The sequence below is a fragment of the Nonomuraea sp. NPDC049784 genome (genome assembly GCF_040659615.1).
Taxonomy (GTDB): Bacteria; Actinomycetota; Actinomycetes; order Streptosporangiales; family Streptosporangiaceae; genus Nonomuraea.
Genome location: NZ_JBFAMX010000098.1, coordinates 1 through 26,856 on the forward strand (window position 1 = coordinate 1; position 26,856 = coordinate 26,856).

A 26,856-nucleotide genomic window follows, 5' to 3' on the forward strand; every position below is an offset into this window, starting at 1 on the left:
CCATGGCGGCGGGCGGCGCAGCGGCGTTCCGTGACGCGGTGCGGCCGGGTGCGGGGTGGATGCCGTGCCGTGTGGGCGGCCCCGTTCCCCGGGACCCCGAAGGGACGCGTGCCGGTGCGGCGGCGCGCTTGTCGTCGACCGGGGCCCGTATGCCGGCCGGGGGAACGGCGCGACGGGCGGGGCCCGGCGGGTTACGAGGGGGTGACCGAGAGGATGCGGTCGTCGCCCGGACGTGGGGAGCCGCGGCCGTCCTTGTTGCTGGTCCCGACCCACAGCGTGCCGTCAGGGGCGGACGTGACGGCGCGGAGGCGGCCGTAGCGGCCGGTGAAGTGGGCGACCGGCTTGCCCGCCGACCCGTCCGGCTTCAGCGGGACCTGCCACAGGCGCTCGCCCCGCAGCGCGCCCACCCACAACGAGCCCTTCGCGTATGCCATCCCGGACGGAGACGCCTGATCGGTGGACCACGTGACGATGGGGTTCACGAAGCGGGGGTCGTCGCTGTGCCCCTCGACCTCAGGCCACCCGTAGTTGCCCCCGGCCTTGATGAGGTTCACCTCGTCGTAGGTGTTCTGGCCGAACTCCGTGGCGTACAGCCGCCCGGACGGGTCCCAGGCCAGCCCCTGGACGTTGCGGTGCCCGTAGCTGTAGACGAGCGTGCCGAACGGGTTGCCGGGGGCGGGGGCCCCGTCCACGGTCATGCGCAGGATCTTGCCGGCGAGCGAGTCACGCCGCTGGGCGAGCCCGCCCTCCCCGGTCTCCCCCGTGGAGGCGTACAGATAGCCGTCAGGCCCGAACGCCAGCCGCCCACCGTTGTGGATCCCGCCCTTGGGGATGCCCTGCACGAGGACTTTCTCATCGCTGAGGCGGTCGCCGGAGAGTTTGTAGCGGACGACCCGGTTGTCCTGTTCCGCGCTGTAGTAGAGGAAAACCTGGTCGCCCTTGACGGCCACCCCCATCAGCCCGCCCTCGCCCTCGGGCCGCACGCCGGAGATCGTCCCCAGCGACGTCACCTTCCCGTCCGGGCGAACCCGCAGCAGCCGCGCCGAATCCCGCTCGGTGACCAGCGCGTCGCCTCCAGGGAGGAACGCGATCGCCCACGGCACGGCCAGCCCTGTCACCACGTCCTTCGGCTGTCCGGGGCCGCCCAGAGCCGAGGCCGGCACATTCCCGTCGTTCGCCAGGCCGCTGGAACAGGCCGTCAACGCGGCCATGAGCATGATCGTCCAGAGTTTCCTCATGTGGTTCATACTTCCCGCCGAGCCGTAAGGTTCTCGGCATGAAGACCTGGGTTCCGTCCGATTCGGTGGCAGATGTTCTCTCCGACCTCCCTGGGGTTGAATGCGCCGTTTACGATGGCACGTCCCCGATGCCGGAAGGGATCGAAGAGGTCGAGGTCTGGATCCCTCCGCTCGTCACCGTGTCCGACGTGCCGGGGACGCTGGCCAGGATGAGCTCGTTGCGGCTGGTGCAGACCGTCAGCGCCGGCGTGGAGCCGTACCGGCCGCACATACCCGAGGGCGTGGTGCTGTGCAACGCGCGCGGCGTGCACGACGCGGGGACCGCCGAGTGGGCGGTCGGGGCGATGGTGGCGGTGCTGCGGGAGTTCCCCGGGTTCGTGGACGCGCAGCGCAGGGGAGAGTGGACCTACCACCACACCGACGTGCTGGCCGACTCCACCGTGCTCATCGTCGGCTACGGCTCCATCGGCGCCGCGCTCGAGAGGCGGCTCGACGGGTTCGAGGTGGAGGTCGTACGCGTGGCCAGGAGCGCCCGCGACGGAGTGCACGCCATGGAGAAGCTGCCCGCGCTGCTGCCGGAGGCGGACGTCGTGGTGCTGCTCGTGCCCGCCACGGCCGACACCGCGGGCATGGTGGACACGGCGTTTCTCGCCCGGATGAAGGACGGCGCCGTGCTCGTGAACGCCGCCAGGGGCGGGGTCGTCGACACGGACGCACTGATCGCGGAGCTCAAAACCGGTAGGCTACGCGCCGCGCTGGATGTGACCGCGCCCGAGCCGCTGCCCGAGGGCCACCCCCTTTGGAGCGCTCCGGGCGTACTGATCACCCCGCACATCGCGGGCAGCACTCCGGCGTCGGGGCGGCGCGTGCTGCGGCTGATCCGTGCCCAGCTTCTGCGTTACCTCGCAGACGAGCCGCTGGTCAACGTCATAACGGACGCGTACTGAGAGGATCCCGGACCGTGGCTGGTCCGTGACCTTCGGTGCGTACCGTGGCGTTTGCAGGGAGTTCCTGACTCGCTGTCAAGGAGCTCTTGGCGGAAATTGGTCTGTGTGGTTATCAGATCGGTGACGACATCGGCGTTGTCACCACCCGCGCACCCACGACCGCACACACTGGCGAAGTGATCGACCGGGCTTCGGCGATCGCAGGTGCAGAGTTCGAGACGGGATGGGCAACGACTGTGATCCGCTGGCGTGATCCACGGGTGCCGCTGACCGCCGCGGCGGCGGCTGGCGCGGTGGCGTTCGCCGCTGCGCTCAGCGTAGGCGGTCAGGCCTTGCTCACCGGCGCGATCGCCGGCGGGCTGGCGGCGCTGATCGCCGCCTGCTCCCTGCTGGTCGCCTCGGTGAAGTCGGCAGCGGACCGGACCATGGCGCTGGGCGCCCGCTGGATGGGCGGCGGAGCCGTCATCTGGGCCGCCGGGGTGGCGCTGCGCCCGTTCGCGGAGAGCTTCCTGGTCAGTTTCGCTGACCTGTTCGTGCTGCTCGGCACTGTGGTCACGGCCGGTGGGGCGCTGATCGCCGCCGACCGCAAGTTCCCGGCCAGGATCGTTCTGCGGCATGTCACCGACTCCTACCTGTGCGCCGCCTCGCTATTCCTGATCGGCTGGGTCGTGGCACTGCGCCACGTCTACGATGACGCGGCCGATCCCGCGGCGTTCACCCTGGTGATGTTGCCGCCGATGATCGCGCTGCTGGTGACGTGCGCGGTGGTCCCGTCGGTGCTCACCAGCCGGGCCTCCTCCTGGCTGCTGGCCCTGGCCGGCTTCGGCGTGCTCGCCACCATGACCGTGGCGGGCCTGGCGGCCGGGGTGGCCAGGCTCGACGGCGGCGACCCGCAGGTCTGGAGCGTCATGCTGGCGCCCGTCGCGTTCCTGCTGCTCGCCGCCGTGCCCTGGGGCCCGCCCGCGCGCGAGTTGGACAGGTCCGCCGTCGGAAACGTCGTCGCGCTCGTGCCGCTGGCGCTGGTCGCCGTGGCCGCCTGCACGTGGCTCGCCCACCTGGCCGGCGAGCGCCCCGAACGGCCCGTGACCGGTGTCGTGGTGGTCGCGGTCTCCGTGGTGCTGCTCCTGCTGGTGCGCCTGTTCGTGGTCTCGGCGGCCAACATGCGCCTGCGCGGCCTGGTCAGGCTCGGCGAACGGCAGCTCAGGGAGCTGGCCGAGAGCACCGGCGACGTGGTGTTCACCTCCGACTACGAGGGCGTGGTGCGCGAGATCGGCCCAGGGGTCGAGGTCACGTACGGCTACCGCCCCGACGAGCTGGTCGGCGGGTCGATCTTCGACTACATCCACCCGGAGGACGTCCCCGGCATCCAGGTCGCGCTGCGCGCCATGCACCTCGACGAGGACAACACCGCGCCGGGTGCCTGCCTGATCGCCTGCCGGGTGCGCGCGGCCGACGGCACCTGGCGGCCCACCGAGTCGGTCGCCACCCGCCAGGTCGGCGGCGAGGACCTGATGCTGGTGACGACCAGAGACGTCAGTGACCAGGAGGCGCTGCGCAACCAGGTCGCCCACCTGACCTTCCACGACGGCGTGACCGGGCTGCCCAACCGCGCCTACTTCGAGGAGCGCACCCGCGAGGTGCTCTCCGGGCGCACGTCGGGCCTGGGTGCGGCTAACGTCGCGGTCATCTTCCTGGACCTCGACGGGTTCACCTCGGTCAACGACTCGGTCGGGCACGCCAGCGGCGACTACCTCCTAGGCCAGGCCGCGCGCAGGCTGCGCGGCGCCGTACGCGCCGACGACACGCTCGCCCGCTGGGGCGGCGACGAGTTCGCGGTGCTCGTGGAGACCGGCGGCGAGGCGCAGGTCGCGGTCGACCTGGCCGAGCGGCTCGTACGTGCGGTCTCGCAGGAGCCGTTCCGCGTCGCCGACCGCGACGTGGCGCTGACCGCCAGCGTGGGCGTGGCCTTCTCCGAGGACGACATGCCCGCCGGTGACCTGATGCGCAACGCGGATGTCGCCATGGCACGCGCCAAGGAGCTGGGCGGCCGCCGGGTCGAGGTGTTCGCCGCCCAGATGCACGCCGATGTGGTGCGCAGGCTGGAGCTGGCGGCCGACCTGCAGCGGGCGCTGATCGAGCAGCAGTTCGCGATCGAATACCAGCCGGTGGTCGATCTGGCCACGTCGCGGGTCACCGCGGTGGAGGCGCTGGTGCGCTGGTGGCGCGGGTCGGTGTTCGTGCCGCCGGAGCAGTTCCTCGGCCCGGCCGAGGACACCGGGCTGATCGTGCCGCTGGGCGAGTGGATCCTGCGCGAGGCGTGCCGCGAGGTGGCCGCCTGGCGGGCCTCGTCCTGGGACATCGGGCTGTCGCTCAACCTGTCGGCCCGCCAGATCACCGCGCCGCGGTTCGTCGAGACGGTCGAGGAGGCGCTGACCGAGAGCGGGCTGCCCGCCTCCGCGCTCACCCTCGAAGTGATCGAGGAGATGCTGGTCGAGGACGCCGAGGAGACGATCAAGCGGCTGTCCGAGCTGCGGGCGCTCGGGGTGCGGCTGGCCATCGACGACTTCGGCACGGGCTACGCGTCGCTGGCGTTCCTGCGGCAGCTCCCCGTCGACATGATCAAGATCGATCCGTCGTTCGTGTCGGGGCTGGGCAAGGACGACACGCTGACGCTGCTCACCCGTACGATCGTGCGGCTCGGCCACGACCTCGGCCTGATCGTGGTGGCCGAGGGCATCGAACGTCCTGAGCAGCTCGAACTGCTCAAGCAGATGGGGTGCACGAAGGGGCAGGGTTTCCTGGTGGCACGGCCGATGGCGGCGCGCGGGGTCGACTCGCTGATGCGTACGAGTCTCACTGTTTGAGACATGTGTCCACCAAGTTGACACCAGTGCGTTCCGAGCGGCTATGGTGTAAGCCATGCTTCGCAGTGAGATTCTCGTAGTACTTCGCCGGCGCGCAGGCCGATAGCGAAGCACGACGACCTGCGCGCCGCCCCAGACCCACCCCCCCGGTGGGACGGGGCATTTTTTATGTCCTTAAGCGAGTAGCCACGCAAGGAACGAGCCGATGACCGAACGGATGACAGGTGCACAGGCCCTGGTGAGGGCGCTGGAGCACGTTGGAGTCGACACAGTGTTCGGGATCCCGGGCGGTGCCATTCTGCCGGCCTACGATCCTCTCTACGACTCGACCAAGGTCCGGCACGTGCTCGTACGCCACGAGCAGGGTGCGGGTCACGCGGCCGAGGGCTACGCGCAGGCCACCGGCAAGGTCGGGGTGTGCATGGCGACCAGCGGCCCCGGCGCCACGAACCTGGTGACACCGATTGCCGACGCGTTCATGGACTCGGTGCCGATTGTGGCGATCACGGGGCAGGTCGCCGCGCCGATGATCGGCACGGACGCGTTCCAGGAAGCCGATATTTCCGGCATCACCATGCCGATCACGAAGCACAACTTCCTGGTCACGGATGCCGGGGACATCGCCCGTACGATCATGGAGGCCTTCCACATCGCCTCCACCGGCCGTCCTGGCCCGGTGCTCGTGGACATCTCCAAGGACGCGCTGCAGTCGGAGACGACCTTCAGCTGGCCGCCCACCATGCAGCTCCCGGGCTACCGCCCGGTCACCAGGCCGCACTCCAAGCAGATCCGTGAGGCCGCCAAGCTGATCGCCGAGTCCAAGCGGCCGGTCCTGTACGTCGGCGGCGGCGTGCACAAGGCGGGCGCTTCGCCCGAGCTGCTGCAGCTGGCCGAGCTGACGAACATCCCGGTCGTCACCACCCTGATGGCCAGGGGCACGTTCCCCGACAGCCACCCGCAGCACATGGGCATGCCGGGCATGCACGGCAGCGTGTCGGCGGTGGGCGCGCTGCAGCAGTCCGACCTGATCATCGGCCTGGGTGTGCGCTTCGACGACCGGGTGACCGGCGACCTGAAGTCGTTCGCGCCGTACGCGAAGATCGTGCACGCCGACATCGACCCGGCGGAGATCTCCAAGAACCGCCACGCCGACGTGCCGATCGTGGGCGACTGCAAGGAGGTCATCGGAGACCTGGTCTCCGCCATCCAGGCATCGGAGCAGAAGGGCGACTACAGCGCCTGGTGGACGATCCTCAATGGCTACAAGGAGACGTACCCGCTGGGCTACGAGACGTTCGAGGACGGCTCGCTGGCGCCGCAGTACGTGATGGAGCGGCTGAGCGCCATCGCCGGGCCCGACGCGTACTACGTGTCCGGGGTCGGGCAGCACCAGATGTGGGCCTCGCAGTTCATCGACTACGAGAACCCCGGCACGTTCATCAACTCGGGTGGTCTCGGCACGATGGGCTTCGCCGTCCCGGCCGCGATGGGCGCCAAGATGGGCCGCCCCGGCTCCACGGTGTGGGCCATCGACGGCGACGGCTGCTTCCAGATGACCAACCAGGAGCTGGCCACCTGCGCCCTGGAGGGGGTGCCGATCAAGATCGCCGTCATCAACAACGGTAACCTCGGCATGGTCCGCCAGTGGCAGACGCTCTTCTACGACGAGCGTTACTCCAACACCAACCTGCAGACGACGCGCCGCATCCCGGACTTCGTCAAGCTGGCCGAGGCCTATGGTTGTGTGGGTCTGCGTTGCGAGCGTCCCGAGGATGTGGACGCCGTGATCGCGAAGGCCATGGAGATCAACGACGTGCCCGTCGTGGTCGACTTCGTCGTCCACCAGGACGCCATGGTCTGGCCCATGGTCGCGGCAGGCACCAGCAACGACGACATCAAGATCGCCCGTGACATGGCGCCTAAGTGGGAGAACGAGGATGAGTAGACACACGCTGTCTGTGCTTGTCGAGAACAAGCCAGGCGTTCTGGCGCGCGTGTCCGCGTTGTTCAGCAGGCGGGGCTTCAACATAGACTCGCTGGCAGTGGGGCCGACCGAACACGACGACATCTCGCGCATAACCATCGTGGTCAGCGTCGAGGAGCTGCCGCTTGAGCAGGTCACCAAGCAGCTCAACAAGCTGGTGAACGTACTGAAGATCGTCGAGCTCGACCCGGGGCAGTCCGTCCAGCGCGAGCTGATGCTGATCAAGGTCAAGGCCGACTCCGAAAGCCGTTCCCACGTGCTGGAGCTCGTCAACCTCTTCCGCGCCCGCTGCGTCGACGTGGCCGCTGACGCCGTGACCATCGAGGTCACCGGCACTCCCGACAAGCTCGAGGCGTTCGTCAAGGTCCTCGAGCCGTTCGGGATCAAAGAACTCGTCCAGTCGGGCATGGTGGCCATCGGCCGCGGCGCCCGTTCCATCACTGACCGGTCCCTCAGGGCACTGGACCGTACCGCCTGAAAGGTTTTGAGCAAGTGACCGAGATTTACTACGACGACCAGGCCGACCTGTCGATCATCCAGGGACGCCACGTGGCCGTGCTGGGGTACGGCAGCCAGGGCCACGCCCACGCGCTCTCCCTGCGTGACTCCGGCGTGGACGTCCGCGTCGGCCTGCCGGAGGGCTCCAAGAGCCGCGAGAAGGCGGAGAACGACGGGCTGCGGGTCGTCACTCCGGCGGAGGCGGTCGAAGAGGCCAACCTCACCATGATCCTTGCGCCGGACCACATCCAGCGCGACCTGTACGCCCAGCACGTCGCCCCCAACCTGGTCGAGGGCGACGCGCTGTTCTTCGGCCACGGCCTCAACATCCGCTACGGCCTCATCGAGGCCCCCGAGGGTGTCGACGTCTGCATGGTCGCCCCCAAGGGTCCGGGCCACCTCGTCCGCCGCCAGTTCGAGGCCGGGCGCGGCGTGCCCGTTCTCGTGGCCGTCGAGAAGGACGCCTCGGGCAAGGCGCTCGACCTGGCGCTGTCGTACGCGAAGGGCATCGGCGGCACGCGCGCCGGGGCTCTCCGCACGACCTTCAAGGAGGAGACGGAGACGGACCTGTTCGGCGAGCAGGCCGTGCTGTGCGGCGGCGTCTCCGAGCTCATCAAGGCGGGCTTCGACACGCTGATCGAGGCCGGCTACCAGCCCGAGGTCGCCTACTTCGAGTGCCTGCACGAGATGAAGCTGATCGTCGACCTGATGTACGAGGGCGGCATCTCGAAGATGTACTGGTCGGTCTCGGACACGGCCGAGTACGGCGGCTACACCCGCGGCCCGCGCGTCATCACGGAGGAGACGCGGCAGGAGATGCGCCGGATCCTGGGCGAGGTCCAGGACGGCACCTTCGCGCGGCAGCTCGTCGAGGAGTTCGAGAGCGGCCAGAAGGACTTCAAGCGGTACCGCGAGGAGCTGGCCGAGGACGCGATCGAGAAGACGGGTGCGAAGCTCCGTCCGATGATGAGCTGGCTCAAGGCCTAGCACGAACGGGCGACGGGGGTAGGCGGGCCTGGCTCACCTCCCCCCGTCGCGCGTCTGGTCGCAGACCGTTTCGACGAAGGCGCGGACCCGGGCCGTGTCGCCGTTGACCGACCAGATCAGGCCGTACTCGATGGGCGGCGCGTCGCGCATCGACACGAAGACGACGCCGGGACGCGAGTGGTACTGCGCGGCACGCAGTGCGGCCGTTGACGCGCCGCGGCCGGCGGCCACGAGCGAGAGCACCTCCTGCCAGTAGACGGCGGTCGCGCCGTGAGCGATGGGCCGCCTTTCGGGCGTCTGACGGGGGTAGTGGTAGTCGAGCCAGTACTGCGGGATGTCGCCCGACACGGCCACCAGCAGGGTGCGCGCCAGATCTTCGAGGCAGACCGACTCGAGCCGGGCGAACGGATGCCGTGCGTGGACCATGAGGGCGCGCGGCTCGGAGAAGATCACCGGTCCGGTGACCAGATCCGGCTCGGCGACGGGGAACTCGGTGAGCTGCAGATCCAGCTCGCCCGCGCGTAGCGGGCCGAACGGGTCGGTGAGCTGCACCTCCTGGATCTGCACGGCGCAGTCCGGGTACCGGTCCCTGAACACATCGGCGGCTCTGATGATCGCGTCGCTCGCCCACTGCGAGGAGAACCCGACGCGCAGCGTCCCGGTGACGGCCTTGCCGGTCGCGATGGCCCGGGCGACGGCCTCCTGGATCTGGCGGTAGGCCGGCGCCAGCTCGTCGCGGAGGCGCTGCCCGGTAGGGGTCAGCGCGACATGGCGGCTGGTGCGTTCGAACAGCGGTACGCCGATGCGGCGTTCGAGCTTCTTGATGGTCTGGCTGACCCGGCCTTGGGCCAGGCCGAGCCGCTCGGAGGTGCGCCTGAAGTGCAACTCCTCGGCCAGGGTCAGGAAGGCCTCGATCTCGTGCCGCTCTATCACCTTCCCCTGACCAGCTCTCATTGGTGAGTTCGACGCACCGATCGTAGAACACATCGACATTGTTCGGCCTCTCCGGAGGTCCGAAGGTTGGGGCATGCAGAACGAGCTCTTCGACTACAGCCCGATCACCGAGCGCCCGCCGATCCACTGGCCCGGGGGCGCCAAGGTCGCCGTCTACATCGGGCTCAACGTCGAGCACTTCCTGATCGACCGCCCGTCCACCAGCATCTGGCCGGGCACCGCCGACCTGGTCCCCGACGCGCTCAATTTCGGCTGGCGCGACTACGGGCCCCGCGTCGGCATCTGGCGCACGATCGAGACCCTCGACCGGCACGGTGTCCGGGCGAGCGTGCTGCTGAACTCCGACGTCGCCCACCACTACCCGCAGATCATCAAGGCGGGCCTGGAACGCGACTGGGCCTGGCTCGCGCACGGGCGGACCAACTCGGTCCTCCAGGCGGGCATGACCCGCGATGAGGAGCTCGCCTTTCTCACCGACGTCGTCGACACCATCGCCGCCGCCACCGGCCGGCGGCCGCGCGGCTGGATGGGCCCCGGGCTGACCGAGACGTTCGACACCCCGGCCCTGCTCGCCGAGCTCGGACTGAGCTATGTGCTGGACTGGACCAACGACGACCAGCCCTACCGGTTGAACGTGCCCGGCATGCTCAGCGTCCCGTACACGGTGGAACTCAACGACCTGGGCCTGTTCGGCAAGGGCACCAGCGGGCCGGAGTTCGTGCAGATCGTCAAGGACCAGTACGAGCAGCTGCGCGCCGACTCCGAGCACAGTGGCCGGGTGATGGCGCTGGCCCTGCACCCGTTCGTGATCGGCCAGGCGTTCCGTGCCAAGTACCTGGACCAGGCGCTGGCGTATCTCGCGGCACAGCCCGACGTCTGGCTGACCACCAGCGACGAGATCGCCGAGCACTACCAGCGCACGGCCGAGTAGTGACCTGGGGCGCGGCGTTCTGTCGGTGGCTGGTGAGAGGATCAGCGCCATGCCTGAGCTCACCTCCGCGATCACCCGTTACTGGGATGCCGCCGCGCCGTCGTTCGACGAGGAGCCGGACCACGGTCTGCGGGCCGAGCGCACGCGCGCCGCGTGGGGCCGCCACCTGGGCGCCTGGATGCCGGCCGCCCCGGCCGACCTCCTTGACGTCGGCTGCGGCACCGGCTCCCTGTCCGTGCTGCTGGCCGCGGCCGGGCACCGGGTGACCGGCGTGGACCTCGCGCCGCGGATGATCGACCAGTCCCGGGCCAAGTTGTCGGCCGCCGGGCTCGCGGGCCGTTTCCTGGTCGGCGACGCCGCCGCGCCGCCCACAGGGCAGGAGCGGTTCGACGTGGTGCTGTGCCGCCATGTGGTGTGGACTCTGCCCGACCCACGGGCGGCGCTGCGGGAGTGGGCCGGGCGGCTTCGTCCGGGCGGCCTGCTGGTGCTGGTCGAGGGGCGCTGGGGCGAGGCCGGGTCGCCCTATGTGGCGGGAGCCGATTCGCTGCCGTGGAGCGGCGGCGTCAGCGCCGACGACCTGGCCGCTGCCGTGCGCCCGCTCGTCGCCGACCTGCGCATCGAGCCACTCAGCGGCGATGCCGACCTGTGGGGCGGCCCTGTGAACGACGAACGCTATGCGATCGTCGCCCGAATCTGACGCTTTCAAAAGCAGTCGAGTGGGCGACGGGCGGGCTGCGAGCATCATGATCCATGACGGATACCGAGGTGGTCCGACGGCTCTTCGACGACATCGCATCCGAGTACGACCAGCACATCCCCTTCTTTGCGACCTTCGGCCGCGACCTCCTGAGCTGGTGCGCGTTACGGCCTGGCCAGCGGGTTCTCGATATCGCGGCCGGGCGCGGCGCCGTTGCCGGACCGGCGGCGCGGGCGGTCGGAGTCAGGGTGAGGTCCTCGCGATCGACAACGCCCCGAATATGCTTCGCGCCCTTTCCGTCGACCATCCCGACCTGCCGCAGTTGTCCACCCGGATCATGGACGCCCACCGACTCGACCTGCCGGACGCGTCCTTCGACGTCGTGACGTGCGGCTTCATCCTGCACTTCCTTGACGACCCGGCACGGGCCATCGCCGAAGCACACAGGGTGCTGCGTCCCGGCGGCCTGCTGGCCTTCTCCGGGCCCCCGACCAACCAGGCCCCGAAGCCGGCCGGCTCCAAGGCCCTGGTCGACGCCGTGCGGGCGCTGGACCTGCCGGACGAGCCGGGGGTCGCCTATCTGGCGGGAGGCGCGCACGATCCAGGCCGTACGGGCTCGCCTCGTCAACGAGCGCGGCTGGCAGCGCAGGGACGTGCGCACGAAGCCGTTCTGGACGCCGGGCAGAAAGGGTCTCGACTGACCTCAGGGCTCATCGACATCGCGATAATAATACCGGTATAGTTATCGATCTACGAGCGTCAAGGAGGAGCCGTGATCGAGCTCAAGTCAGCCGGTGAGATAGACGCGATGCGCGAAGCGGGCAGGGTCGTCGCCGCGATCCATGCCGCGGTGCGGGAGCGGGCCGCGGTCGGAGTGTCGTTGAAGCAGCTCGACGAGGTGGCCAGGACGGTCATCGAGGAGGCCGGCGCGGGGGCGTCGTTCCTGGGCTACCACCCGTCGTTCGGTGCGACGCCGTACCCAGGGGTGATCTGCACCTCGGTGAACGGGACCATGCTGCACGGCCTGCCGACCCCGTACCGGCTGCGCGACGGCGACCTGATCAGTGTCGACTGCGGCGCGATCATCGACGGCTGGCATGCCGACGGCACGGTCAGCTTCGCCGTCGGGCACGCGCGCGAGGAGGACCTCAAGCTGATCAGGGTGGCTGAGGAGACTTTGGCGGCGGGCATCGCGGCGGCCGTGCCCGGCGGCCGGATGGGTGACATCGGCCACGCCATGTCCATGGTCGGCCGCGGCGCCGGATACGGCATGCAGAACGACTTCGGCGGCCACGGCATCGGGCGGGCCATGCACGAGGCGCCGTTCGTGCCCAACGAGGCCCCCGCGGGCCGCGGGCCGCGGCTGCGGCCGGGGCTGGTGATCGCGATCGAGCCGAGCCTGATGGCCGGGGGAGACGACGGCTACTACATGGCCGACGACGGCTGGTCGGTGTGCTCGGGGGACGGCAGCAGGAGCGTGCACGTCGAGCACACGGTCGCGATCACCGCGGACGGCCCGGTCATCCTCACCTTGCCGTAGGCTCCCGCATCCCGAACAGGAACCTGGTCACCCTGGTACGCCGCACCAGCAGGTCATAGACGACCACGGTCAGCACGAGCGAGATCGCCACGATCACCAGGTATTCGACCAGGATCGGCGCCTTCCACCCCACCACGAAGTAGGCCACCGCCACGACGATCGGCTGGTGCAGCACGTACAGGGGGAGCACGGCGGAAGACAGGTAGGCGTACAGCCGGCGCGGCGGTTTCCCGGCACCGGCGGAGGGCGAGCGCGGCCGGTCGAGGGCGCCGAGTATCGCGACCAGCCAGCACCACCCTGCCAGGCCGTACAGGGTGCGGGCGCCGATAGCGAGCGGGGTCATGTCCGTGAAAGCGTCCGCGCCGGGCGCGTCGCCCGCGATGACGAAGCCGGGCACCCCGACCGCCACCAGCACGACGCCGACGACCGCGGCGGGCACCCAGTCGCGCCGCATCGCCGCGCGGAACCGGGGATCGGTCACGAAGAAGTACCCGTACAGGAAGAACAGCAGGAACGCCCACCGGCTCCAGCCGCTGAACGCCTCCTCCAGCCCCACGAAGGCGCAGACCAGCGCGATCGGCAGCCCGAGCACCAGCAGCCCGCCGCGCGGCCGCGAGATGGCGGCGGGCCACTCAAGGGTGGGCGGCGTCCAGCGCGCCACCACCGCGAGCAGCAGCGAGAACGTCAGCAGCAGCACCACGAACCAGAGGTGCCCGGTCTCGAAGTACGTCCCGCGGAGGATGAAGGGGAAGTCGCTCAGGTCCAGCCGCACGGTGTAGAACTTCGGCAGGAACGCCAGGTAGGACTCGTGGTAGGCGGGATCGGCCCGCAGCCGCAGCCATTGGGGCACCGGCATGATCGTGGCCGTGGCGAAGACCAGAGGCACCCCCAACCGGAGTAATCGCTCCACCGCGAACCCGCCGGGGCCGCGGCGGCGCATCGAGTGCCACGACCCCAGCCCGGCGATGAGGAAGAGCAGCGGCATCGCCCAGATCACGCAGAGTGCCGCGATGAAGAACGTGATCTGCGTCGTCTCGGCGTTCTTGACGTAGTAGTCGTCCCTCGTGTCGAACACCAGTGACGCATGGAAGAACACCAGCCCGACCACCACGAGAGCGCGCATGGCGTCGAGCTCCGGCCGGCGGTCTGGGGCCGCCTGCTGCGACGGCCCGGTACGTGCGGTCATGATCGGCCTCCCCGTGACATGCACCAGTGTGAGGCCCCGAACAGGCTCGCGCCATAGTGCGGATCAGGTTCAGCCTTCGTAGGCGAAAGAGGCTTCGAAGGAGTTGCGGGCGATCCGGTCGAGCTGCTCGTCCGTCATCCCCAGCTCCCGCTGGAGCGCCACGTAGTTGTCCTCCACGTATCCGCCGAAGTAAGCGGGATCGTCCGAGTTGACCGTCACAACGAGCCCTTCGTCCAGCATCGCGGGCAGGATGTGGTCGCGCAGGGACGGCACGGCGCGCAGCCGCACGTTCGACAGCGGGCACACGGTCAGCGGGATCCGCTCATCCCGCAGCCTGGCCACGAGCTGCGGGTCCTCCATCGCCCTGATCCCGTGGTCCACCCGCTCCACGCGCAGCACGTCCAGCGCCTCCCACACGTAGTCGGGGCCGCCCTCCTCGCCCGCGTGCGCCACCCTCCGCAGCCCCTCGCCGGCCGCGATGTCGAACACCCGCCTGAACAGCGACGGCGGATAGCCCACCTCCGCCGAGTCCAGCCCCACCCCGATGAACGAGTCCCGGTACGGCAGGGCGGCCCGCAGCACCTGCTCGGCCTCGTCCGCGCCCCGGTCACGCAGGAAGCACAGGATCAGCGCGGCCGACACGTCGCCGTCCTTGAGCGCCGCCGACAGCCCGCCGAACACCACTTCCAGCGGCACGCCCCTGCTCAGGTGCGCCTGCGGGTCGAAGAAGATCTCCGCGTGCCGCACCCCCTGCTCACCGGCCCGCCGCAGGTAGGCGGTGGCGAGGTCGTAGAAGTCCTCCTCGGTGCGCAGGACCGCCATGTGCTCGTAGTAGACGTCCAGGAACGACTGCAGATCGGTGAAGGAGTAGCGGGCGCGGATGGCGTCCACGTCGAAGGTCGGCAGGTCGATCCGGTTACGCTTGGCCAGCTCGACGACGAGCTCGGGCTCGAGGGTGCCTTCGATGTGCAGATGGAGCTCTGCCTTGGGACGCATGGCAACGAGTAAACCGGACCCCGCGCGGTGGGAGTATCGTGCGAACCTCTGAATCCTCACCCAATGACCTGGCATAACATCAGATTTCATGAGGCTGGCGGACCTGCTCGCACGCGACGACCTGCGGCTGACGCTTGTGACGGGTCACGAGGTGCTCGAGCGCGAGATCCGGCGCGCGTACCCCACGGACCTGCCCGACCCCCGGCGTTACCTGCAGCCCGGCGACCTCGTGCTCACCAGCGGCGTCTGGTACGGCGAGCCGTCCGACTGCGAGCGCTTCGCCGACGCGTTGTGGGCCAGCGACGCCGCCGGGCTCGTCGTGGGGCTGATCGTGCTCGGCGAGCTGCCCGACGAGCTGGTCAAGGCGTGTGAACGGCGCCGGCTGCCGCTGATCCTGGCCGCTCCCGACCAGTCGTTCGGTGCGATCACCGAGGTCGTGACCGTTGAGGGGTTCGCGACAGAGCAGCGCAGGGCCGAGCGGGTCAGGGCGCAGACGCTGCTCGACGTGCTGGGCCAGATCCCGCCAGGAGAGGTCTCCGCGCACCTGCGACTGCTCGGCGCCGACCCGGGCCTGCCGACTGCGGCCATGGCGGTCACACTGACCGGGCCGGCCGACTACGACCTGCCCGAGGTGCTGCACGAGGGACTGGCCAGGAAGGGGCGGCACCTGATCGTGGGCGGCACGCCGCGCGAGGCGATTGTGCTGGTGAACGGCAGGGCGTCACGCAAGAGCCTCGCGGACGAGCTGCGCGGCCTGGCCGCCGAGCGGTCCGGGATGAGCATCGCGGCCGGGATCAGCGAGATGGCGGCCAGCGTGTCGCAGCTCGGCGAGGCGCTGGAGACGGCCAGGCGCGGCATGGAGTCCGCGCGGGGCGGGCCGGGGCCCGTGTCGATCATGTCGGTGGCCGACATCGACAGCTTCGACCTGCTGCTGGCCGCGCTGCCCGCCAGCGTGCGCCGCTCCTTCCGCGACCATCTGCTGGGGCCGGTCGAGGAGTACGACGCCCGGCACGGCTCCGAGCTGCTGCGCACGCTCGACATCTTCCTGGAGACGTGCGGGTCGTGGCAGCGCACCGCCGACGAGCTGTACGTGCACGTCAACACCCTGCGCTACCGGATGCAGCGGATCGAGGAGCTGACCGGGCGGCGGATGTCGTCGATGCGGGACCGTACCGACCTGTACCTGGCGCTGCGGTCAGGGCGGGAGACGCAATAGGCGCGTCAGGGCAGGCGGCCCGCGACCACGTGGCCCCGTGAGACCACGGCCACGATGTTCTCGACAGCCAGGTCCTCGATGCGCTCCCACGGGCGGCCGCGCAGCACGATGAGGTCGGCGCCCAGCCCCGGCGCGATCCTGCCCACCGGCATGCCGATCGAGTCGGCCGCGTCAGAGGTGGCCGCGCGCAGCGCGGACTCCGCGTCCAGCCCGAGGACCCGCGTCATGTGGACGACCTCGGCGAGCTGGTCGCCGAACTGCACGTGGTGGCCGTTCGCGTCGGTGCCGAGCACGAACCGCACGCCCAGCGCGGCCGCCTGGGCCAGCAGCACGTCGCGGGTGGCGACCAGCTCGGCGGCCTTGGCCATGGCCTCGGGCGTGACCGGGACGCGGCCCTCCGCGATGGCCTCGTTGATCAGCAGCGTCGGCGCGACCGGCGTGCCGCGGGCGGCCAGGGTCTCGGCCAGGTCCTTGCTCATGAGCGTGCCGTGCTCGATCGAGTCGACGCCCTCCTCGACGGCCACCCGGATACCGTCCTCGGAGTGGGCGTGCGAGGCCACCAGCATGCCGAGCGCGTGCGCCTCGTCCACGACCGCCCTGATCTCGTCGCGGGTGTAGTTGCGCCAGGCGTTCTTGTCGCCGATCGACAGCACGCCGCCGCTGGTGGTCAGCTTGATGCCGTCCATGCCGGCGCGGGCCCAGGTGCGTACGAGCTTGCGGCACTCGTCAGGGCCGTCGGCCGTGGGCTTCCGCGCGGGCACCGCGGGCGGCACGAACAGGTCGTTGTGCCCGGCCGTCATTCCCACCACGCCGTGCACCTGGATGCGCGGCCCGGGCAGCACCCCCGCGTCGAACGCCCGGCGCAGCGCGACCTGGGCCTCGTCGCCCGCGAGGTCGCGCAGCGTCGTCACGCCGTGCCGCATGGCCCGCTGGGCGTGGGCGACGCCGTGCAGCACCTGCTCGTCCCGCGTGGTGACCAGCGGCCAGGTCGCGAAGTCCGGCGGGTCGCCGGGGCCCGCGTACCCGATCAGGTGCACGTGCGTGTCGACCAGGCCGGGAAGCACGCACAGGCCGTCATAGCGGGGCTCGGCATCCGGCTGCACGCCGGTGATGCGGTCGGGCTCCCAGCTCAGATCGACCGGGCCGCGGTATTCGGTACCGTCCCAAAGAGGGATTCCGTCGAGTCTCATTTCACGCTCGACGCTACCGGAGCTTCTGGGCGGCTGGAGGGATCTACGGTCCTCACCCGGCACTCTCGTAGGGACCTACAGGGGTCGCCAGCGGTTTTCCCGCGTTCCCCCTTCGCGGCCCTTCGTCGCGCCGCGCTGTCCAAAACCATCGTCACATGATGGTAATAATCGATAGATACCGTCCTGACCTGCCCGTTCACCGCCGCTCAAGGAAGAATTATGGCTATTTCCCTCGACCGCCGCGCGTTCCTGCGGACAACAGGTCTGGCCGGTCTCGCGCTCGGTCTGGCCGCCTGCGGCGAAAGCGGCACGTCGACCGCCTCCTCCGGCGGTGGGCTCGGCTCGGTCAAGCTGCAACTGTCCTGGAAGAAGAACGTCGAGTTCGCCGGCGAGTACTTCGCCGACACCAAGGGGTACTTCAAGGCCGCCGGGTTCTCCCAGGTCGAGCTGCTGTCGGGCGGCGGCTCGGGCACCTCGGTCGAGTCGGGCCTGGCCACGGGCCGCTGCTGGGCGGGCCTTTCCGCACCCACGATCACCGCGCCGGCCATCCTCCAGGGCGCCCCGCTGAAGATCGTCGGCGCGACCTTCCAGAAGAACCCGTTCGCGATCGTCTCGCTCAAGAAGAACCCGATCGAGGCGGCCAAGGACCTGGTCGGCAAGAAGATCGGCGTCCAGGACTCCAACGAGCTGGTGTGGAACGCGCTGCTCAAGGCCAACGACATCGACCCGTCCAGCGTGACCAGGGTGCCGTTCCAGTCCGACCCGTCGATGCTCACCTCCGGGCAGCTCGACGGTTACGTCGGCTACGTCACCAGCGGCCCCGTGCGGCTGAAGATGCAGGGCCACGACCCGGCCTACCTGCTGTTCGCCGACGCCGGCCTGCCCCTGGTCGCCGAGACGTTCACGGTGACGCAGGAGACCATCGACAAGGAGCGCGACAAGCTCAAGGCGTTCCTGACCGCCGAGATCAAGGGCTGGAAGGACGCCGTCGCCGACCCGGCCAAGTCCGCCGAGCTGGCCGCCACCGTCTACGGCAAGGACCAGAACCTCGACGCCAAGGAGCAGACCGAGGAGGCCAAGATGCAGAACGAGCTCGTGGTCACCTCTGACGTCAAGGCCAACGGCCTGTTCACGATCACGCCAGAGCTGATCGAGCAGAACATCGCGTCCCTGGCGAAGGCCGGCCTGAACATCAAGGCTGAGCAGCTGTTCGACCTGACGATCCTGGACGAGGTCTACAAGGCCGACCCGAGCCTGAAGCTGTCATGACGGGCATCAGCATCGCGGGGCTGAGCAAGACCTTCGGCAAGGGAGTGACCGCACTCCAAGGAGTCGACATCCAGACGCCGAAGGGCTCGTTCCTGTCGCTGCTCGGCCCCTCCGGCTGCGGCAAGTCCACGGTGCTGCGCATCCTGGCAGGGCTGGAAGAACCCACCTCCGGCGAGATCCGGGTGAACGGCGAGACCCCGGAGGAACTGCGCAGGAGCCACCACCTCGGCATCGCCTTCCAGGACTCGGCGCTGCTGGCCTGGCGCAGCGTGACGGCCAACATCCGGCTGCCGCTCGAGGTCGCCGGGATCAAGCCGGAGCCCGGTCAGATCGACGACCTGATCAAGCTGGTCGGGCTGGAGGGGTTCGAGAAGGCCAGGCCCGCCGAGCTGTCCGGCGGCATGCGGCAGCGCGTGTCCATCGCCCGCGCGCTGGTGGTCAAGCCCAGCGTGCTGCTGCTCGACGAGCCGTTCGGCGCGCTGGACGACATGACCAGGCAGCGGCTCAACCTGGAGCTGCTGCGCATCTGGACCGAGAAGCCCGCCACGACGCTCATGGTCACCCACGGCATCAGCGAGGCCGTCTTCCTGTCGGACGTGGTGGCCGTCATGAGCTCCCGCCCCGGGCGGGTCGTCGAGATGGTGGAGATCGGCCTGCCGCGGCCCCGCACCCCCGACATGATGCGTACGCCCGAGTTCCACGCGATCCACGACCACCTCAGCGACCTGCTGTTCGGGCACGGCTCATGAGGCGTGTCCAGGGGCTGCTCGGCGTCGTCGCGCTCATCGGGCTCTGGTGGCTGCTCGCCGTGACCGTGTTCGCCGGCGGCGGCGCGGTGCCGACGCCGTGGGCGGTGCTCGCCGCCATGGGCGACGACGGCTGGGCCTTCTACGGCCCGAACATCTCCGCCACCCTCACCGCGGCGGTCCAGGGCTTCCTGTGGGGCAACGGGCTGGCCATCGGCGTGGCGCTGCTGGTGCTGCTCGTGCCCCGGCTCGAAGCCGTCGCCACGCAGCTCGCCGTGATCAGCTACTGCATCCCCCTGCTCGCCATCGGCCCCATCGTGCTGGTGGTCTTCGGCGGCGACGCCACCGTGGTCTTCCTCGCCGCCATCTCCGTCTTCTTCACCACGCTCATCGGCGCCCTGCTCGGGCTGCGCTCCGCCGACCGGGCGAGCCTGGACGTCGTCACCGTGTACGGCGGCGGCCGCGTGGCCAGGCTCCGCTACGTACAGATCATCTCGGCCCTGCCCAGCACGTTCGCCGGCCTCAAGATCTCCGCTCCCTCCGCGCTGCTCGGCGCCATCATCGGCGAGTATCTGGGCAGCAACGACGCGGGGCTCGGCGTCTCCCTGATGATCTCCCAGCAGCAGTTCCAGGTGCCACGCACGTGGGGCCTCGCGCTCGCGGCCGGGCTGATCGCCGGGCTCGGATACGCGATCGTCGCCCTCGTCGCCCGCGTGGTCACCCCCTGGTCGAGAGGCGTGTCACAGTGATCGGCCGCACCGTGCTGAGGATCGTCGGCCCTCTGCTGCCCTCCGTGGTCATCGTCGTGGCCGCGTGGTGGCTGGCCCTGGAGGCGTTCGGGATCAGCCCGCTCGTGGGCAAGCGGCCGCCGCAGGTCTGGGAGTACCTGACCTCCTCGGACGCCCACCGCGAGGCCGTGTTCGGCGCGCTGGGCATCACGGTCAGGGACGCCGCCATCGGGTTCGCCAGCGGGATGATCGCCGCCGTGGCAGTGGCGGTCGCGTTCGTGCTGTTCAGGACCGTCGAGCAGACGTTCATGCCGGTCGCGATGCTGCTACGGTCCGTGCCGCTCGTGGTGATGACGCCGCTGATCACGCTGATCTTCGGCCGGGACGTGCTGGGCGTGGCCGTCATCGGCGGCATCGTCGTGTTCTTCCCCGCGCTGGTGAACATCGCCTTCGGGCTGCGGTCCGCCTCGCCGCAGGCCACCGACCTGGTCATGGCGTACGGCGGGACCCGCATGACCGTCCTGCGCAAGGTCGCCATGCCTACGGCGATGCCCTCGGTCTTCGCCTCGGCCCGGATCTCCGTGCCCGCCTCCATCATCGGAGCGCTCATCGCCGAGTGGCTGGCCACCGGGCGGGGGATCGGCGCCGAGATCCTGCGGGCCATCGGCGGCTTCCGGTATGACGAGGTGTGGGCGGACATCGTGGTGGTCACGACCGTGTCCATCCTGGCGTACGCGGTCGTGGGCGTGGTCGAGTCGCTCGTCCTGGCGCGCTTCTCCGACCCCCGCAACCGACCCTGACGCGGCCCCCTCAACGCGTCCGCGTTGGGGAGATGCGGGCCCGGCCGCGGTCCTGTGCGGGGGGAGGCGCGGCCGGGCCCGCCCGGAGGGGAGCGCATGGGCGTGCGGTGGGAAACCGGCTCGGGTGTGGCCGGTGGAGGCCCGGCGCTCCCTTGGCTCTAGCGGGCGGTTTGCTCTAGTGGGTGGCGAAGTCCTGTGTCCAGGAAGGTCCCTTGGCGTTGTGCCCGACACCGATGTGGGTGAAGGAGCAGTTCAGCATGTTCCCCCGGTGTCCCGGGCTGTTCAGCCAGGCGTTCATCACGGCGCGGGCGGTGGGATGGCCCTGGGCGATGTTCTCGGCGATCATGCTGTACGAGAAGCCGACCGCCTTGATGCGCTGGTCGAACGTGCGCCCGTTGCTCGAGTTGTGCGTGAGGCGGTTGCGGGCTCCCATGTCCGCCGAATGGCGCTCGGCGGCGAGGTGCAGCTTGGGGTCGTGGATGAGGGGCCGGCAGCCCTTCTTCGCCCTGGCCTCGTTGGTGAGCCGGACGACCTCCTCCTCGACCGGGGAGGCGAAGCCGCCGCCCGACGCGCACGACAGCTTCACCGGGCGCGACCGGCCGGTGCGCCCGTGCGAGTCCATTGCGACGACGTAGTAGCCGCGCGGGGTGGCGGAGCACTGTACGCCCGCCGTGACCCGCCCGGTGCCGATGACCTTCGAGCCGCTCTTGACGACCCGGTCGGGACCCGGCATGACGATCATGATGCGAACCCTGAGCCTGGCCTGGTCAGTACAGCCCGTCCTGGAGGCGGTGCCCCGAACCACGCCCCTGCTCGCGACCGGCTTGGCCGCGACCACGCGGCACGCCTGCACCGAGGCAGGCTGCGCGGCCGCCTGCGCGGTGGGTGTGGGGAAGCTCAATGCCGCCAGACTCCCTAGGCAGATGAGTGCCTGGAGCGGTCTGCGCATTCTGTCCTCCGATTCGGGGTTCGACACTGCGTCGAACCCGAATTCTGGCGCTCCCGGGTCGGCTTTGTATGGAAATTTCGGACGCAACCTGGAGCCCCAAGTAACTGCCCAGTAAACCACAGCGGCCCCCTGAACGTCAGAGGGCCGCGCTGGTCTCAGCGGGGTGTCAGCACTCCGCGGGCTTCAGCCAGGAGCATTCGAGGTCGCTCGCCGCACCCTGGTCAGTGGCGCGGAGCTGCGTGGCGTCGGCGGTCGGGTTCGCACGCGAGAACTGGGCGAGCCGGATCGCGATCTTGTCCTCGATATCCTTGGGCGAGGACGACAGGAACTGGTTCAGCATGATCGAGAAGATCAGCGGCTCGCCCTCGGCGCTCGTGGCGTACCCGGACAGCGACGTGACCCCGGTCAGCGAGCCCGTCTTGGCGTGGACGTTGTTCGCGGCAGGCGTGTTGCGCATCCGGCTGCGCAGGGTGCCGCCGACGAAGCGCTCGGCGTTGCCCGCGATGGGCAGGGCCTCGTACCAGGTCTTGAACCACGGCTTGTTGCGCACGGCCGTCAGCAGCTGCACGATCGAGCCCGGCGAGAAGCCGTCGCGCCGCGACAGCCCGGAGCCGTCCCGCATGTTGATCACCTGCACGCCGTTGGCCTTGGCGAAGTCGGTGCTGACCTTGAGGCCGGCCGACCACGTGCCCTGGTTCGCGACCTTGCGTCCCATGGCCTTGGTGAGGATCTCGGCGTGGATGTTGTTGCTCAGCTTCAGGAACGGCACCAGCAGCTCGCCCAGCGTCATCGACTCATGCTTGGCCAGCTCCGCGGCCCCTTCGGGAGCCGCGCCCGTGACGGTCGGCCCGAGCACCTTGACGCCGTGCTTGGCGAGCGCGCCGCGGAACAGCGAGGAGACGTACGCCGTGGGGTCGTCCACGGCCACCCACTCCTGGTACGGGTCCTTCACCGTGCCGGTGATCACGACGGTACGCGTGGCGTGCTGCCGCTCGATGAGCACGTCGGTCTCCGAGCCCACGGTGGCCTTGTTGACGATCTTCAGATAGCCGGTCTCCGGCGTGGTGGACACCTTGACCTTGTCGCCGTCGGCCGCCACGGACACGATCACCGAGCCCGCGTCGTAGTCCCTGTCGGGCGAGGCGGTCAGCGCGGAGATGGGCGCCGCGTAGTAGGCGGTCTCGTCGTCCCACGACCAGTCGTTGCCGAGCCGCTGCGAGTCGAACCAGCTGTCGTCGGCCACCAGCCTGCCCGTGACGACCTTGACGCCCGCGCCGGCCACCTTGGCGGCCAGCGCGTCGTAGTCCTCCGCCAGCATGGTCGGGTCGCCGGTGCCGCGCAGCACCAGGTCGCCGGTGAGCGCCGAGCCGACCTGGCGGCCGGCGCTCAGCACGGTGGTCGGGAAGCGGTAGTCGAGCCCGAGCGTGTTCACGGCCGCGGCGGAGGTGAAGAGCTTGGTGTTGGACGCGGGGGTGAGGAGCTTGCCTGCGTCCGTGGCGTACAGCTCCTCGCCGGTGGCGGCGCTCTTGACGACCACGCCTGCCCTGGCGATCGTGAGCCGGGAGTCGCTGAGGATCTGGTTGATGTCCTGGGTCAGGTCGGCCACGCCCGCGGAGGGCTCCAGGGCGACGGCGGTGGATGAGGGGTTGGACGCCCACGCGAGGGCCGCGACGAGCGCGCCCGCGACGAGGGATGCTGAGGTGCGCCGCATGGGGTCTCCAAGTGACTGGGAGGATCGCATGAGAGCATGGATCACCCCAGCCCCCATGTAATCCGCAAATATCCGTATTTATCGCGCCGTGCCAGGGGGCATATGGCGCGGCCTCAGAGGGACGGCTGTCCCGAGGCCAGCAGAAAGCCGCAGTCGCCGAACGAGATCTCGTCGCCCGACCGCACCCGCGCGGGACCCACCAGCCGCCACCCGTTGAGCCGGGTGCCGTTGAGCGAGCCCAGGTCCACCAGCATCCATCCGCCGTCGCCCTCGCGCCGTAGCTCGGCGTGGACACGGGACACCGTCAGATCCGACAGCACGAGGTCGCACGCCGACCCCCGCCCCACCACGTAACGCAGCCGGTCGTCGTCGGGCAGCGCCAGCCGGGGCAGCCGGGGACGCCGCCATGCCGACTGCAACCGGGTGGTGAACTCGGAGACCGAGGCGACGGCGTCGGTCAGCCGCTGCCGCAGGGAAGGCCGTTGCGGCAGGTCAGCGACCAGCTCGTCGAGCTCGTGCCGATTTTGCGCCCGCAGCGCCTGGTCCACCCGGCCCACGAACGTGTCGTGCGAGATCCGGCCCTCCACGGCGCGGTATTTGAGCTCCTCGATCGCGCGGTCGCGTTCCCCGTCGGACGCCCGAAAGGGCGGATGCGTGGAACTCATGTAGCGAGTATCGGACTGAAGGGCGCTCGCTGTCCAGAATACGCGGGATCGCTTGCCCAGGGCATACTCGGTATGCATACTCAGTATCCATGTCGATCAGACACGGACTGCTCGCGTTGCTGAGCAGCGGGCCGCGTTACGGCTATCAGCTGAGGGTGGAGTTCGAGGCGTCCACCGGGGCGACCTGGCCGCTGAACATCGGCCAGGTCTACACGACGCTCTCCCGCCTTGAGCGTGACGGCCTGGTGGCGCCAGGGGGCGCCGACGAGCAGGGCCGCGCGGTCTACACGATCACCGAGGCCGGTCGGGAGGAGCTGGAGCGATGGTTCAGCACCCCCGTCGCCCAGACCGACCGGCCTCGGGACGAGCTGGCCATCAAGATCGCGATGGCGGTCGCAGGTGACGTGGACGTGGCCGAGGTCATCCAGACCCAGCGCGTGGCCACCATGCACGGGCTGCAGGAGCTCACCAGGGCCAAGCGGGCCGCCGCCGGGACGGCGCAGCGGCTGGTCCTCGATTCGTTGATTTTCAAGGCCGAGGCGGAACAGCGCTGGCTGGACCACTGCGAGGCCGTTTCCAAGGAGAAGAGTTCATGACTGTGGTGAGTTTGCGGGACGTGACCCGCGAGCACGGCCAGGTGCGCGCCCTGAAAGGGGTGAGCCTGGAGGTGTCGGCGGGGGAGCTGGTCGCGGTCATGGGCCCGTCTGGCTCGGGTAAGTCGACCCTGCTCAACGTGGCCGGCGGCCTCGACAGGCCCACCTCGGGGACCGTGACGATCGAGGGCCGGGACCTCGCCACGGTGAAGGACCTGGCCAAGCTCAGGCGCGGCAGCGTCGGGTACGTCTTCCAGGACCTGAACCTGATCCCGTCCCTGACGGCCGCCGAGAACGTGATGCTGCCCAGGGAGCTCGACGGCGTGCGGTCCGGGCGGGCACGCGAGCAGGCGCTGGCCGTACTCACCGAGGTGGGGGCCGGGGAGGTCGCCGACCGCTTCCCCGAGGAGTTGTCCGGCGGGCAGCGCCAGCGCGTGGCCATTGCCAGGGCGCTGGCGGGTGAGCGGCGGCTGCTGCTGGCCGACGAGCCGACCGGCGCCCTCGACACCGCCACTGGCGACGAGATTCTGCAGCTGCTGCGCGCCCGCTGCGACGAGGGCGCCGCGGTGCTGCTCGTCACCCACGAGCCGCGCTACGCGGCCTGGGCCGACCGGGTGGTCTACCTGCGTGACGGGCTGATCGTGGAGTCGAATGCCGTGCGGCTGGAGAGCGCCAGATGAGCGCGTTCCGCGCCGCGCTGCGCATCTCCCGCCGGGATGCCCTGCGCTTCAAGGGCCGCACCGCGCTGATCACGGTGATGATCGGCCTGCCCGTCCTGGTCATCACGGCGGCGCTCACCGGCGCCGCCACCACGAGCATCACCACCCGCGACAAGCTGGACTCGCTGCTGGGCGCGGCCGACGCCCGCATCAACACGCTTCCGTTCCGCACCCCGGTCGAGCAGAGCGCGGACGGGGAGATGGCCAACCAGCGCAATGCACCGCGTTCCGAGCGGCCGTGGACGCCCGCCGAGATCGGCACGCTGCTCCAGGGCCGTCTGCTCCGCTACCAGTCGAGCATCGTGTATGCCCGCGTGGCGGACGGCTACGACCGGGTGGACGTAATCGAGGCCGACCTGCGCGATCCCCTGACCAGCGGGATGCGCCGCCTGGTTGAGGGCAGGTTCGCCGCCGAGCCAGGTGAGGTCGCCGTGTCCCCCGCGATGATCGACAGAGGTGTCCGGATCGGCGACACGCTCAAGCTGTGGCGGCCGGACCGCACCGTGCGGGTGGTCGGGATCGCCGAGCACCCGAACCGGCCCGGCCTGCGCGAGCTGCTCGCCCTGCCGGAAGGGCTGCTCCCGCACCAGAACGACGGCAACAGCAGCGGCTGGCTCATCGACACCGCCGCCCCCGTCCAGAGGCCGGACGTGCAGAGACTCAACAAGGCGGGCCTGGCCGTCAACTCCCGGGCCTTGATCGAGCGCTCCGACGCCGGCGACTCCGGGCCCCGGGACCTGCACGGGCTGCTCGAGCTGGGTGTCGCTGTCGTGCTCATCGTGACGGAGACCGTCCTGCTCGCGGGCCCCGCCTTCGCGGTCGGGCTGCGCCGCAGGCGCAGGGAGCTCGCCGTGATCGCCGCGCAGGGCGGCTCCGGGCGGCACCTCAAGACCATCGTGCTGGCCGACGGCCTGGTGCTCGGCGGCGCGGCGGCCTTGCTCGGCGCCGCCCTGGGCATCGGTGCCGGGCTGGTGGTGGAGTGGTTCGCGGCCCGCCGGCTGGACTGGACGCACGGTCCGGCGGACGTGCCGTGGGCGCAGGTGCTCGGCGTGGCCGCATTGGGCGTGGTGAGCGGGCTGACCGCGGCGATCGTGCCCGCGATCCAGGCCGGTCGGCAGAGCCCCGTACACGTGCTGGCCGGGCGCGCCGCCGTGGACACGCCCGGCCGCGCGGGCCGTCCCGTGCTCGGGGCCGCGCTGGTGCTGCTGGGGCTGGCCGCGACCGGGTTCGCCCTGCACCGGGGCAGGCTGTCCGTGGCACTCGCCGCGGTGCTGGTGGTGCTCGGGCTGGTCGCGCTGATGCCGTGGCTGGTCCAGGCCACGGGGCGGCTCGCCGGGCGGCTGCCGCTCCCGCTGCGCCTGTCCGTGCGCGACGCCTCCCGCCACCGCGTCCGTACGGCCTCCGCCACCGCCGCGGTCATGGCGGCCACCATGGGGGCCGTCACGCTC

Annotated in this window: 25 protein-coding genes; 17 read left to right on the forward strand and 8 right to left on the reverse strand. The window is 70.1% G+C overall.

Annotated features, from left to right (window positions below; genetic code table 11):
- Positions 1-191: 191 nt before the first annotated feature.
- Positions 192-1,238 (reverse strand): PQQ-dependent sugar dehydrogenase, encoded by a 1,047-nt coding sequence (locus AB0J09_RS21535; RefSeq protein ID WP_360693637.1) that lies wholly within the window; start codon positions 1,236-1,238, stop codon positions 192-194.
- Between the two features lie 128 nt (positions 1,239-1,366).
- Between AB0J09_RS21535 and AB0J09_RS21540 the strand changes: the two genes are divergently transcribed.
- From AB0J09_RS21540 to ilvC, 5 genes are all read left to right on the forward strand, one after another.
- Positions 1,367-2,185, forward strand: a complete 819-nt coding sequence (locus AB0J09_RS21540) for a 2-hydroxyacid dehydrogenase (protein WP_360693640.1) — start codon at positions 1,367-1,369, stop codon at positions 2,183-2,185.
- A gap of 176 nt (positions 2,186-2,361) precedes the next feature.
- Positions 2,362-5,049 (forward strand): GGDEF domain-containing protein, encoded by a 2,688-nt coding sequence (locus tag AB0J09_RS21545; protein WP_360693642.1) that lies wholly within the window; start codon positions 2,362-2,364, stop codon positions 5,047-5,049.
- Between the two features lie 205 nt (positions 5,050-5,254).
- On the forward strand, positions 5,255-6,994 hold the full coding sequence (locus AB0J09_RS21550; protein WP_360693645.1) for an acetolactate synthase large subunit: 1,740 nt from the start codon (positions 5,255-5,257) through the stop codon (positions 6,992-6,994).
- A complete protein-coding gene (ilvN, locus tag AB0J09_RS21555) occupies positions 6,987-7,511 on the forward strand; it encodes an acetolactate synthase small subunit (protein ID WP_360693648.1) in 525 nt (174 codons plus the stop codon). The genes AB0J09_RS21550 and ilvN overlap by 8 nt, the downstream gene beginning before the upstream one ends.
- Positions 7,512-7,534: 23 nt before the next feature.
- Positions 7,535-8,518, forward strand: a complete 984-nt coding sequence (gene ilvC / locus AB0J09_RS21560) for a ketol-acid reductoisomerase (RefSeq protein ID WP_360693705.1) — start codon at positions 7,535-7,537, stop codon at positions 8,516-8,518.
- A gap of 33 nt (positions 8,519-8,551) precedes the next feature.
- Here the strand turns inward: ilvC and AB0J09_RS21565 are convergent, their stop codons facing one another.
- Positions 8,552-9,472 (reverse strand): LysR family transcriptional regulator, encoded by a 921-nt coding sequence (locus tag AB0J09_RS21565; RefSeq protein ID WP_360693651.1) that lies wholly within the window; start codon positions 9,470-9,472, stop codon positions 8,552-8,554.
- Between the two features lie 73 nt (positions 9,473-9,545).
- Between AB0J09_RS21565 and AB0J09_RS21570 the strand changes: the two genes are divergently transcribed.
- Genes AB0J09_RS21570 through map form a run of 4 tightly spaced genes read left to right on the forward strand, consistent with a single transcriptional unit; the run spans position 9,546 to position 12,640 of the window.
- Entirely contained in the window at positions 9,546-10,403 is an 858-nt protein-coding gene (locus tag AB0J09_RS21570) for a polysaccharide deacetylase family protein (RefSeq protein WP_360693653.1), read from the forward strand.
- Positions 10,404-10,452: 49 nt separating this feature from the next.
- The gene (locus AB0J09_RS21575) at positions 10,453-11,100 is read left to right on the forward strand and encodes a class I SAM-dependent methyltransferase (protein WP_360693656.1); all 648 of its coding nucleotides are present in this window, start codon (positions 10,453-10,455) and stop codon (positions 11,098-11,100) included.
- A gap of 46 nt (positions 11,101-11,146) precedes the next feature.
- Positions 11,147-11,842: a class I SAM-dependent methyltransferase gene (locus tag AB0J09_RS21580; RefSeq protein ID WP_360693659.1), complete on the forward strand. Its 696-nt coding sequence runs from the start codon at positions 11,147-11,149 to the stop codon at positions 11,840-11,842.
- A 30-nt stretch (positions 11,843-11,872) separates the two neighbouring features.
- A complete protein-coding gene (gene map, locus AB0J09_RS21585) occupies positions 11,873-12,640 on the forward strand; it encodes a type I methionyl aminopeptidase (RefSeq protein WP_360693662.1) in 768 nt (255 codons plus the stop codon).
- On the opposite strand, the gene AB0J09_RS21590 is transcribed toward map, so the two are convergent.
- Both AB0J09_RS21590 and AB0J09_RS21595 read right to left on the reverse strand, forming a co-directional pair.
- Complete coding sequence (locus AB0J09_RS21590) at positions 12,627-13,826, reverse strand: acyltransferase (protein WP_360693664.1); 1,200 nt, start codon at positions 13,824-13,826, stop codon at positions 12,627-12,629. The two genes, map and AB0J09_RS21590, sit on opposite strands and share 14 nt — an antisense overlap.
- A 69-nt stretch (positions 13,827-13,895) precedes the next feature.
- Positions 13,896-14,822 (reverse strand): adenosine deaminase, encoded by a 927-nt coding sequence (locus tag AB0J09_RS21595; protein WP_360693667.1) that lies wholly within the window; start codon positions 14,820-14,822, stop codon positions 13,896-13,898.
- 88 nt (positions 14,823-14,910) lie between these two features.
- On the opposite strand from AB0J09_RS21595, the gene AB0J09_RS21600 reads away from it, so the two are divergent.
- A complete protein-coding gene (locus tag AB0J09_RS21600) occupies positions 14,911-16,038 on the forward strand; it encodes a helix-turn-helix domain-containing protein (protein ID WP_360693670.1) in 1,128 nt (375 codons plus the stop codon).
- Positions 16,039-16,043: 5 nt separating this feature from the next.
- On the opposite strand, the gene AB0J09_RS21605 is transcribed toward AB0J09_RS21600, so the two are convergent.
- The gene (locus tag AB0J09_RS21605) at positions 16,044-17,228 is read right to left on the reverse strand and encodes an amidohydrolase family protein (RefSeq protein WP_360693673.1); all 1,185 of its coding nucleotides are present in this window, start codon (positions 17,226-17,228) and stop codon (positions 16,044-16,046) included.
- A 219-nt stretch (positions 17,229-17,447) separates the two neighbouring features.
- Between AB0J09_RS21605 and AB0J09_RS21610 the strand changes: the two genes are divergently transcribed.
- From AB0J09_RS21610 to AB0J09_RS21625, 4 genes are read left to right on the forward strand one after another with little or no spacing between them, the layout of a single operon-like run.
- Positions 17,448-18,497: an ABC transporter substrate-binding protein gene (locus AB0J09_RS21610; RefSeq protein WP_360693675.1), complete on the forward strand. Its 1,050-nt coding sequence runs from the start codon at positions 17,448-17,450 to the stop codon at positions 18,495-18,497.
- A complete protein-coding gene (locus AB0J09_RS21615) occupies positions 18,494-19,246 on the forward strand; it encodes an ABC transporter ATP-binding protein (RefSeq protein ID WP_360693678.1) in 753 nt (250 codons plus the stop codon). The genes AB0J09_RS21610 and AB0J09_RS21615 overlap by 4 nt, the downstream gene beginning before the upstream one ends.
- A complete protein-coding gene (locus AB0J09_RS21620) occupies positions 19,243-19,992 on the forward strand; it encodes an ABC transporter permease subunit (RefSeq protein ID WP_360693681.1) in 750 nt (249 codons plus the stop codon). The genes AB0J09_RS21615 and AB0J09_RS21620 overlap by 4 nt, the downstream gene beginning before the upstream one ends.
- Positions 19,989-20,771 carry an ABC transporter permease subunit gene (locus AB0J09_RS21625; RefSeq protein ID WP_360693684.1) on the forward strand — a complete coding sequence of 261 codons (783 nt, stop codon included), beginning with the start codon at positions 19,989-19,991 and terminating at the stop codon, positions 20,769-20,771. Before AB0J09_RS21620 ends, AB0J09_RS21625 begins: the two co-directional genes overlap by 4 nt.
- Positions 20,772-20,946: 175 nt before the next feature.
- On the opposite strand, the gene AB0J09_RS21630 is transcribed toward AB0J09_RS21625, so the two are convergent.
- The 3 genes from AB0J09_RS21630 to AB0J09_RS21640 all read right to left on the reverse strand — a co-directional run bounded on the left by AB0J09_RS21630 (position 20,947) and on the right by AB0J09_RS21640 (position 24,096).
- Complete coding sequence (locus tag AB0J09_RS21630) at positions 20,947-21,720, reverse strand: CAP domain-containing protein (protein ID WP_360693687.1); 774 nt, start codon at positions 21,718-21,720, stop codon at positions 20,947-20,949.
- A 166-nt stretch (positions 21,721-21,886) separates the two neighbouring features.
- Positions 21,887-23,431, reverse strand: coding sequence for a D-alanyl-D-alanine carboxypeptidase/D-alanyl-D-alanine-endopeptidase (dacB, locus tag AB0J09_RS21635; RefSeq protein WP_360693690.1), 1,545 nt, complete (start codon positions 23,429-23,431; stop codon positions 21,887-21,889).
- A gap of 113 nt (positions 23,432-23,544) precedes the next feature.
- Positions 23,545-24,096, reverse strand: coding sequence for a DUF1707 and FHA domain-containing protein (locus AB0J09_RS21640; protein ID WP_360693693.1), 552 nt, complete (start codon positions 24,094-24,096; stop codon positions 23,545-23,547).
- Between the two features lie 89 nt (positions 24,097-24,185).
- Here AB0J09_RS21640 and AB0J09_RS21645 point away from each other — a divergent pair, with 89 nt between their 5' ends.
- The 3 genes from AB0J09_RS21645 to AB0J09_RS21655 all read left to right on the forward strand — a co-directional run.
- Complete coding sequence (locus AB0J09_RS21645) at positions 24,186-24,692, forward strand: PadR family transcriptional regulator (RefSeq protein ID WP_360693696.1); 507 nt, start codon at positions 24,186-24,188, stop codon at positions 24,690-24,692.
- Complete coding sequence (locus AB0J09_RS21650) at positions 24,689-25,369, forward strand: ABC transporter ATP-binding protein (protein ID WP_360693699.1); 681 nt, start codon at positions 24,689-24,691, stop codon at positions 25,367-25,369. The genes AB0J09_RS21645 and AB0J09_RS21650 overlap by 4 nt, the downstream gene beginning before the upstream one ends.
- On the forward strand, positions 25,366-26,856 hold a 1,491-nt coding region (locus AB0J09_RS21655), incomplete at its 3' end, for an FtsX-like permease family protein (RefSeq protein ID WP_360693702.1). The genes AB0J09_RS21650 and AB0J09_RS21655, both read left to right, overlap by 4 nt.

Coding starts and splice junctions, on each gene's coding strand:
- AB0J09_RS21535 (WP_360693637.1), bottom strand. CDS start 1,238: ATGAGGAAACTCTGGACGATCATGCTCATGGCCGCGTTGACGGCCTGT.
- AB0J09_RS21540 (WP_360693640.1), top strand. CDS start 1,367: ATGCCGGAAGGGATCGAAGAGGTCGAGGTCTGGATCCCTCCGCTCGTC.
- AB0J09_RS21550 (WP_360693645.1), top strand. CDS start 5,255: ATGACCGAACGGATGACAGGTGCACAGGCCCTGGTGAGGGCGCTGGAG.
- ilvN (WP_360693648.1), top strand. CDS start 6,987: ATGAGTAGACACACGCTGTCTGTGCTTGTCGAGAACAAGCCAGGCGTT.
- AB0J09_RS21565 (WP_360693651.1), bottom strand. CDS start 9,472: ATGAGAGCTGGTCAGGGGAAGGTGATAGAGCGGCACGAGATCGAGGCC.
- AB0J09_RS21570 (WP_360693653.1), top strand. CDS start 9,546: ATGCAGAACGAGCTCTTCGACTACAGCCCGATCACCGAGCGCCCGCCG.
- AB0J09_RS21575 (WP_360693656.1), top strand. CDS start 10,453: ATGCCTGAGCTCACCTCCGCGATCACCCGTTACTGGGATGCCGCCGCG.
- AB0J09_RS21580 (WP_360693659.1), top strand. CDS start 11,147: ATGATCCATGACGGATACCGAGGTGGTCCGACGGCTCTTCGACGACAT.
- AB0J09_RS21590 (WP_360693664.1), bottom strand. CDS start 13,826: ATGACCGCACGTACCGGGCCGTCGCAGCAGGCGGCCCCAGACCGCCGG.
- AB0J09_RS21595 (WP_360693667.1), bottom strand. CDS start 14,822: ATGCGTCCCAAGGCAGAGCTCCATCTGCACATCGAAGGCACCCTCGAG.
- AB0J09_RS21600 (WP_360693670.1), top strand. CDS start 14,911: ATGAGGCTGGCGGACCTGCTCGCACGCGACGACCTGCGGCTGACGCTT.
- AB0J09_RS21605 (WP_360693673.1), bottom strand. CDS start 17,228: ATGAGACTCGACGGAATCCCTCTTTGGGACGGTACCGAATACCGCGGC.
- AB0J09_RS21610 (WP_360693675.1), top strand. CDS start 17,448: ATGGCTATTTCCCTCGACCGCCGCGCGTTCCTGCGGACAACAGGTCTG.
- AB0J09_RS21615 (WP_360693678.1), top strand. CDS start 18,494: ATGACGGGCATCAGCATCGCGGGGCTGAGCAAGACCTTCGGCAAGGGA.
- AB0J09_RS21620 (WP_360693681.1), top strand. CDS start 19,243: ATGAGGCGTGTCCAGGGGCTGCTCGGCGTCGTCGCGCTCATCGGGCTC.
- AB0J09_RS21630 (WP_360693687.1), bottom strand. CDS start 21,720: ATGCGCAGACCGCTCCAGGCACTCATCTGCCTAGGGAGTCTGGCGGCA.
- dacB (WP_360693690.1), bottom strand. CDS start 23,431: ATGCGGCGCACCTCAGCATCCCTCGTCGCGGGCGCGCTCGTCGCGGCC.
- AB0J09_RS21640 (WP_360693693.1), bottom strand. CDS start 24,096: ATGAGTTCCACGCATCCGCCCTTTCGGGCGTCCGACGGGGAACGCGAC.
- AB0J09_RS21645 (WP_360693696.1), top strand. CDS start 24,186: ATGTCGATCAGACACGGACTGCTCGCGTTGCTGAGCAGCGGGCCGCGT.
- AB0J09_RS21650 (WP_360693699.1), top strand. CDS start 24,689: ATGACTGTGGTGAGTTTGCGGGACGTGACCCGCGAGCACGGCCAGGTG.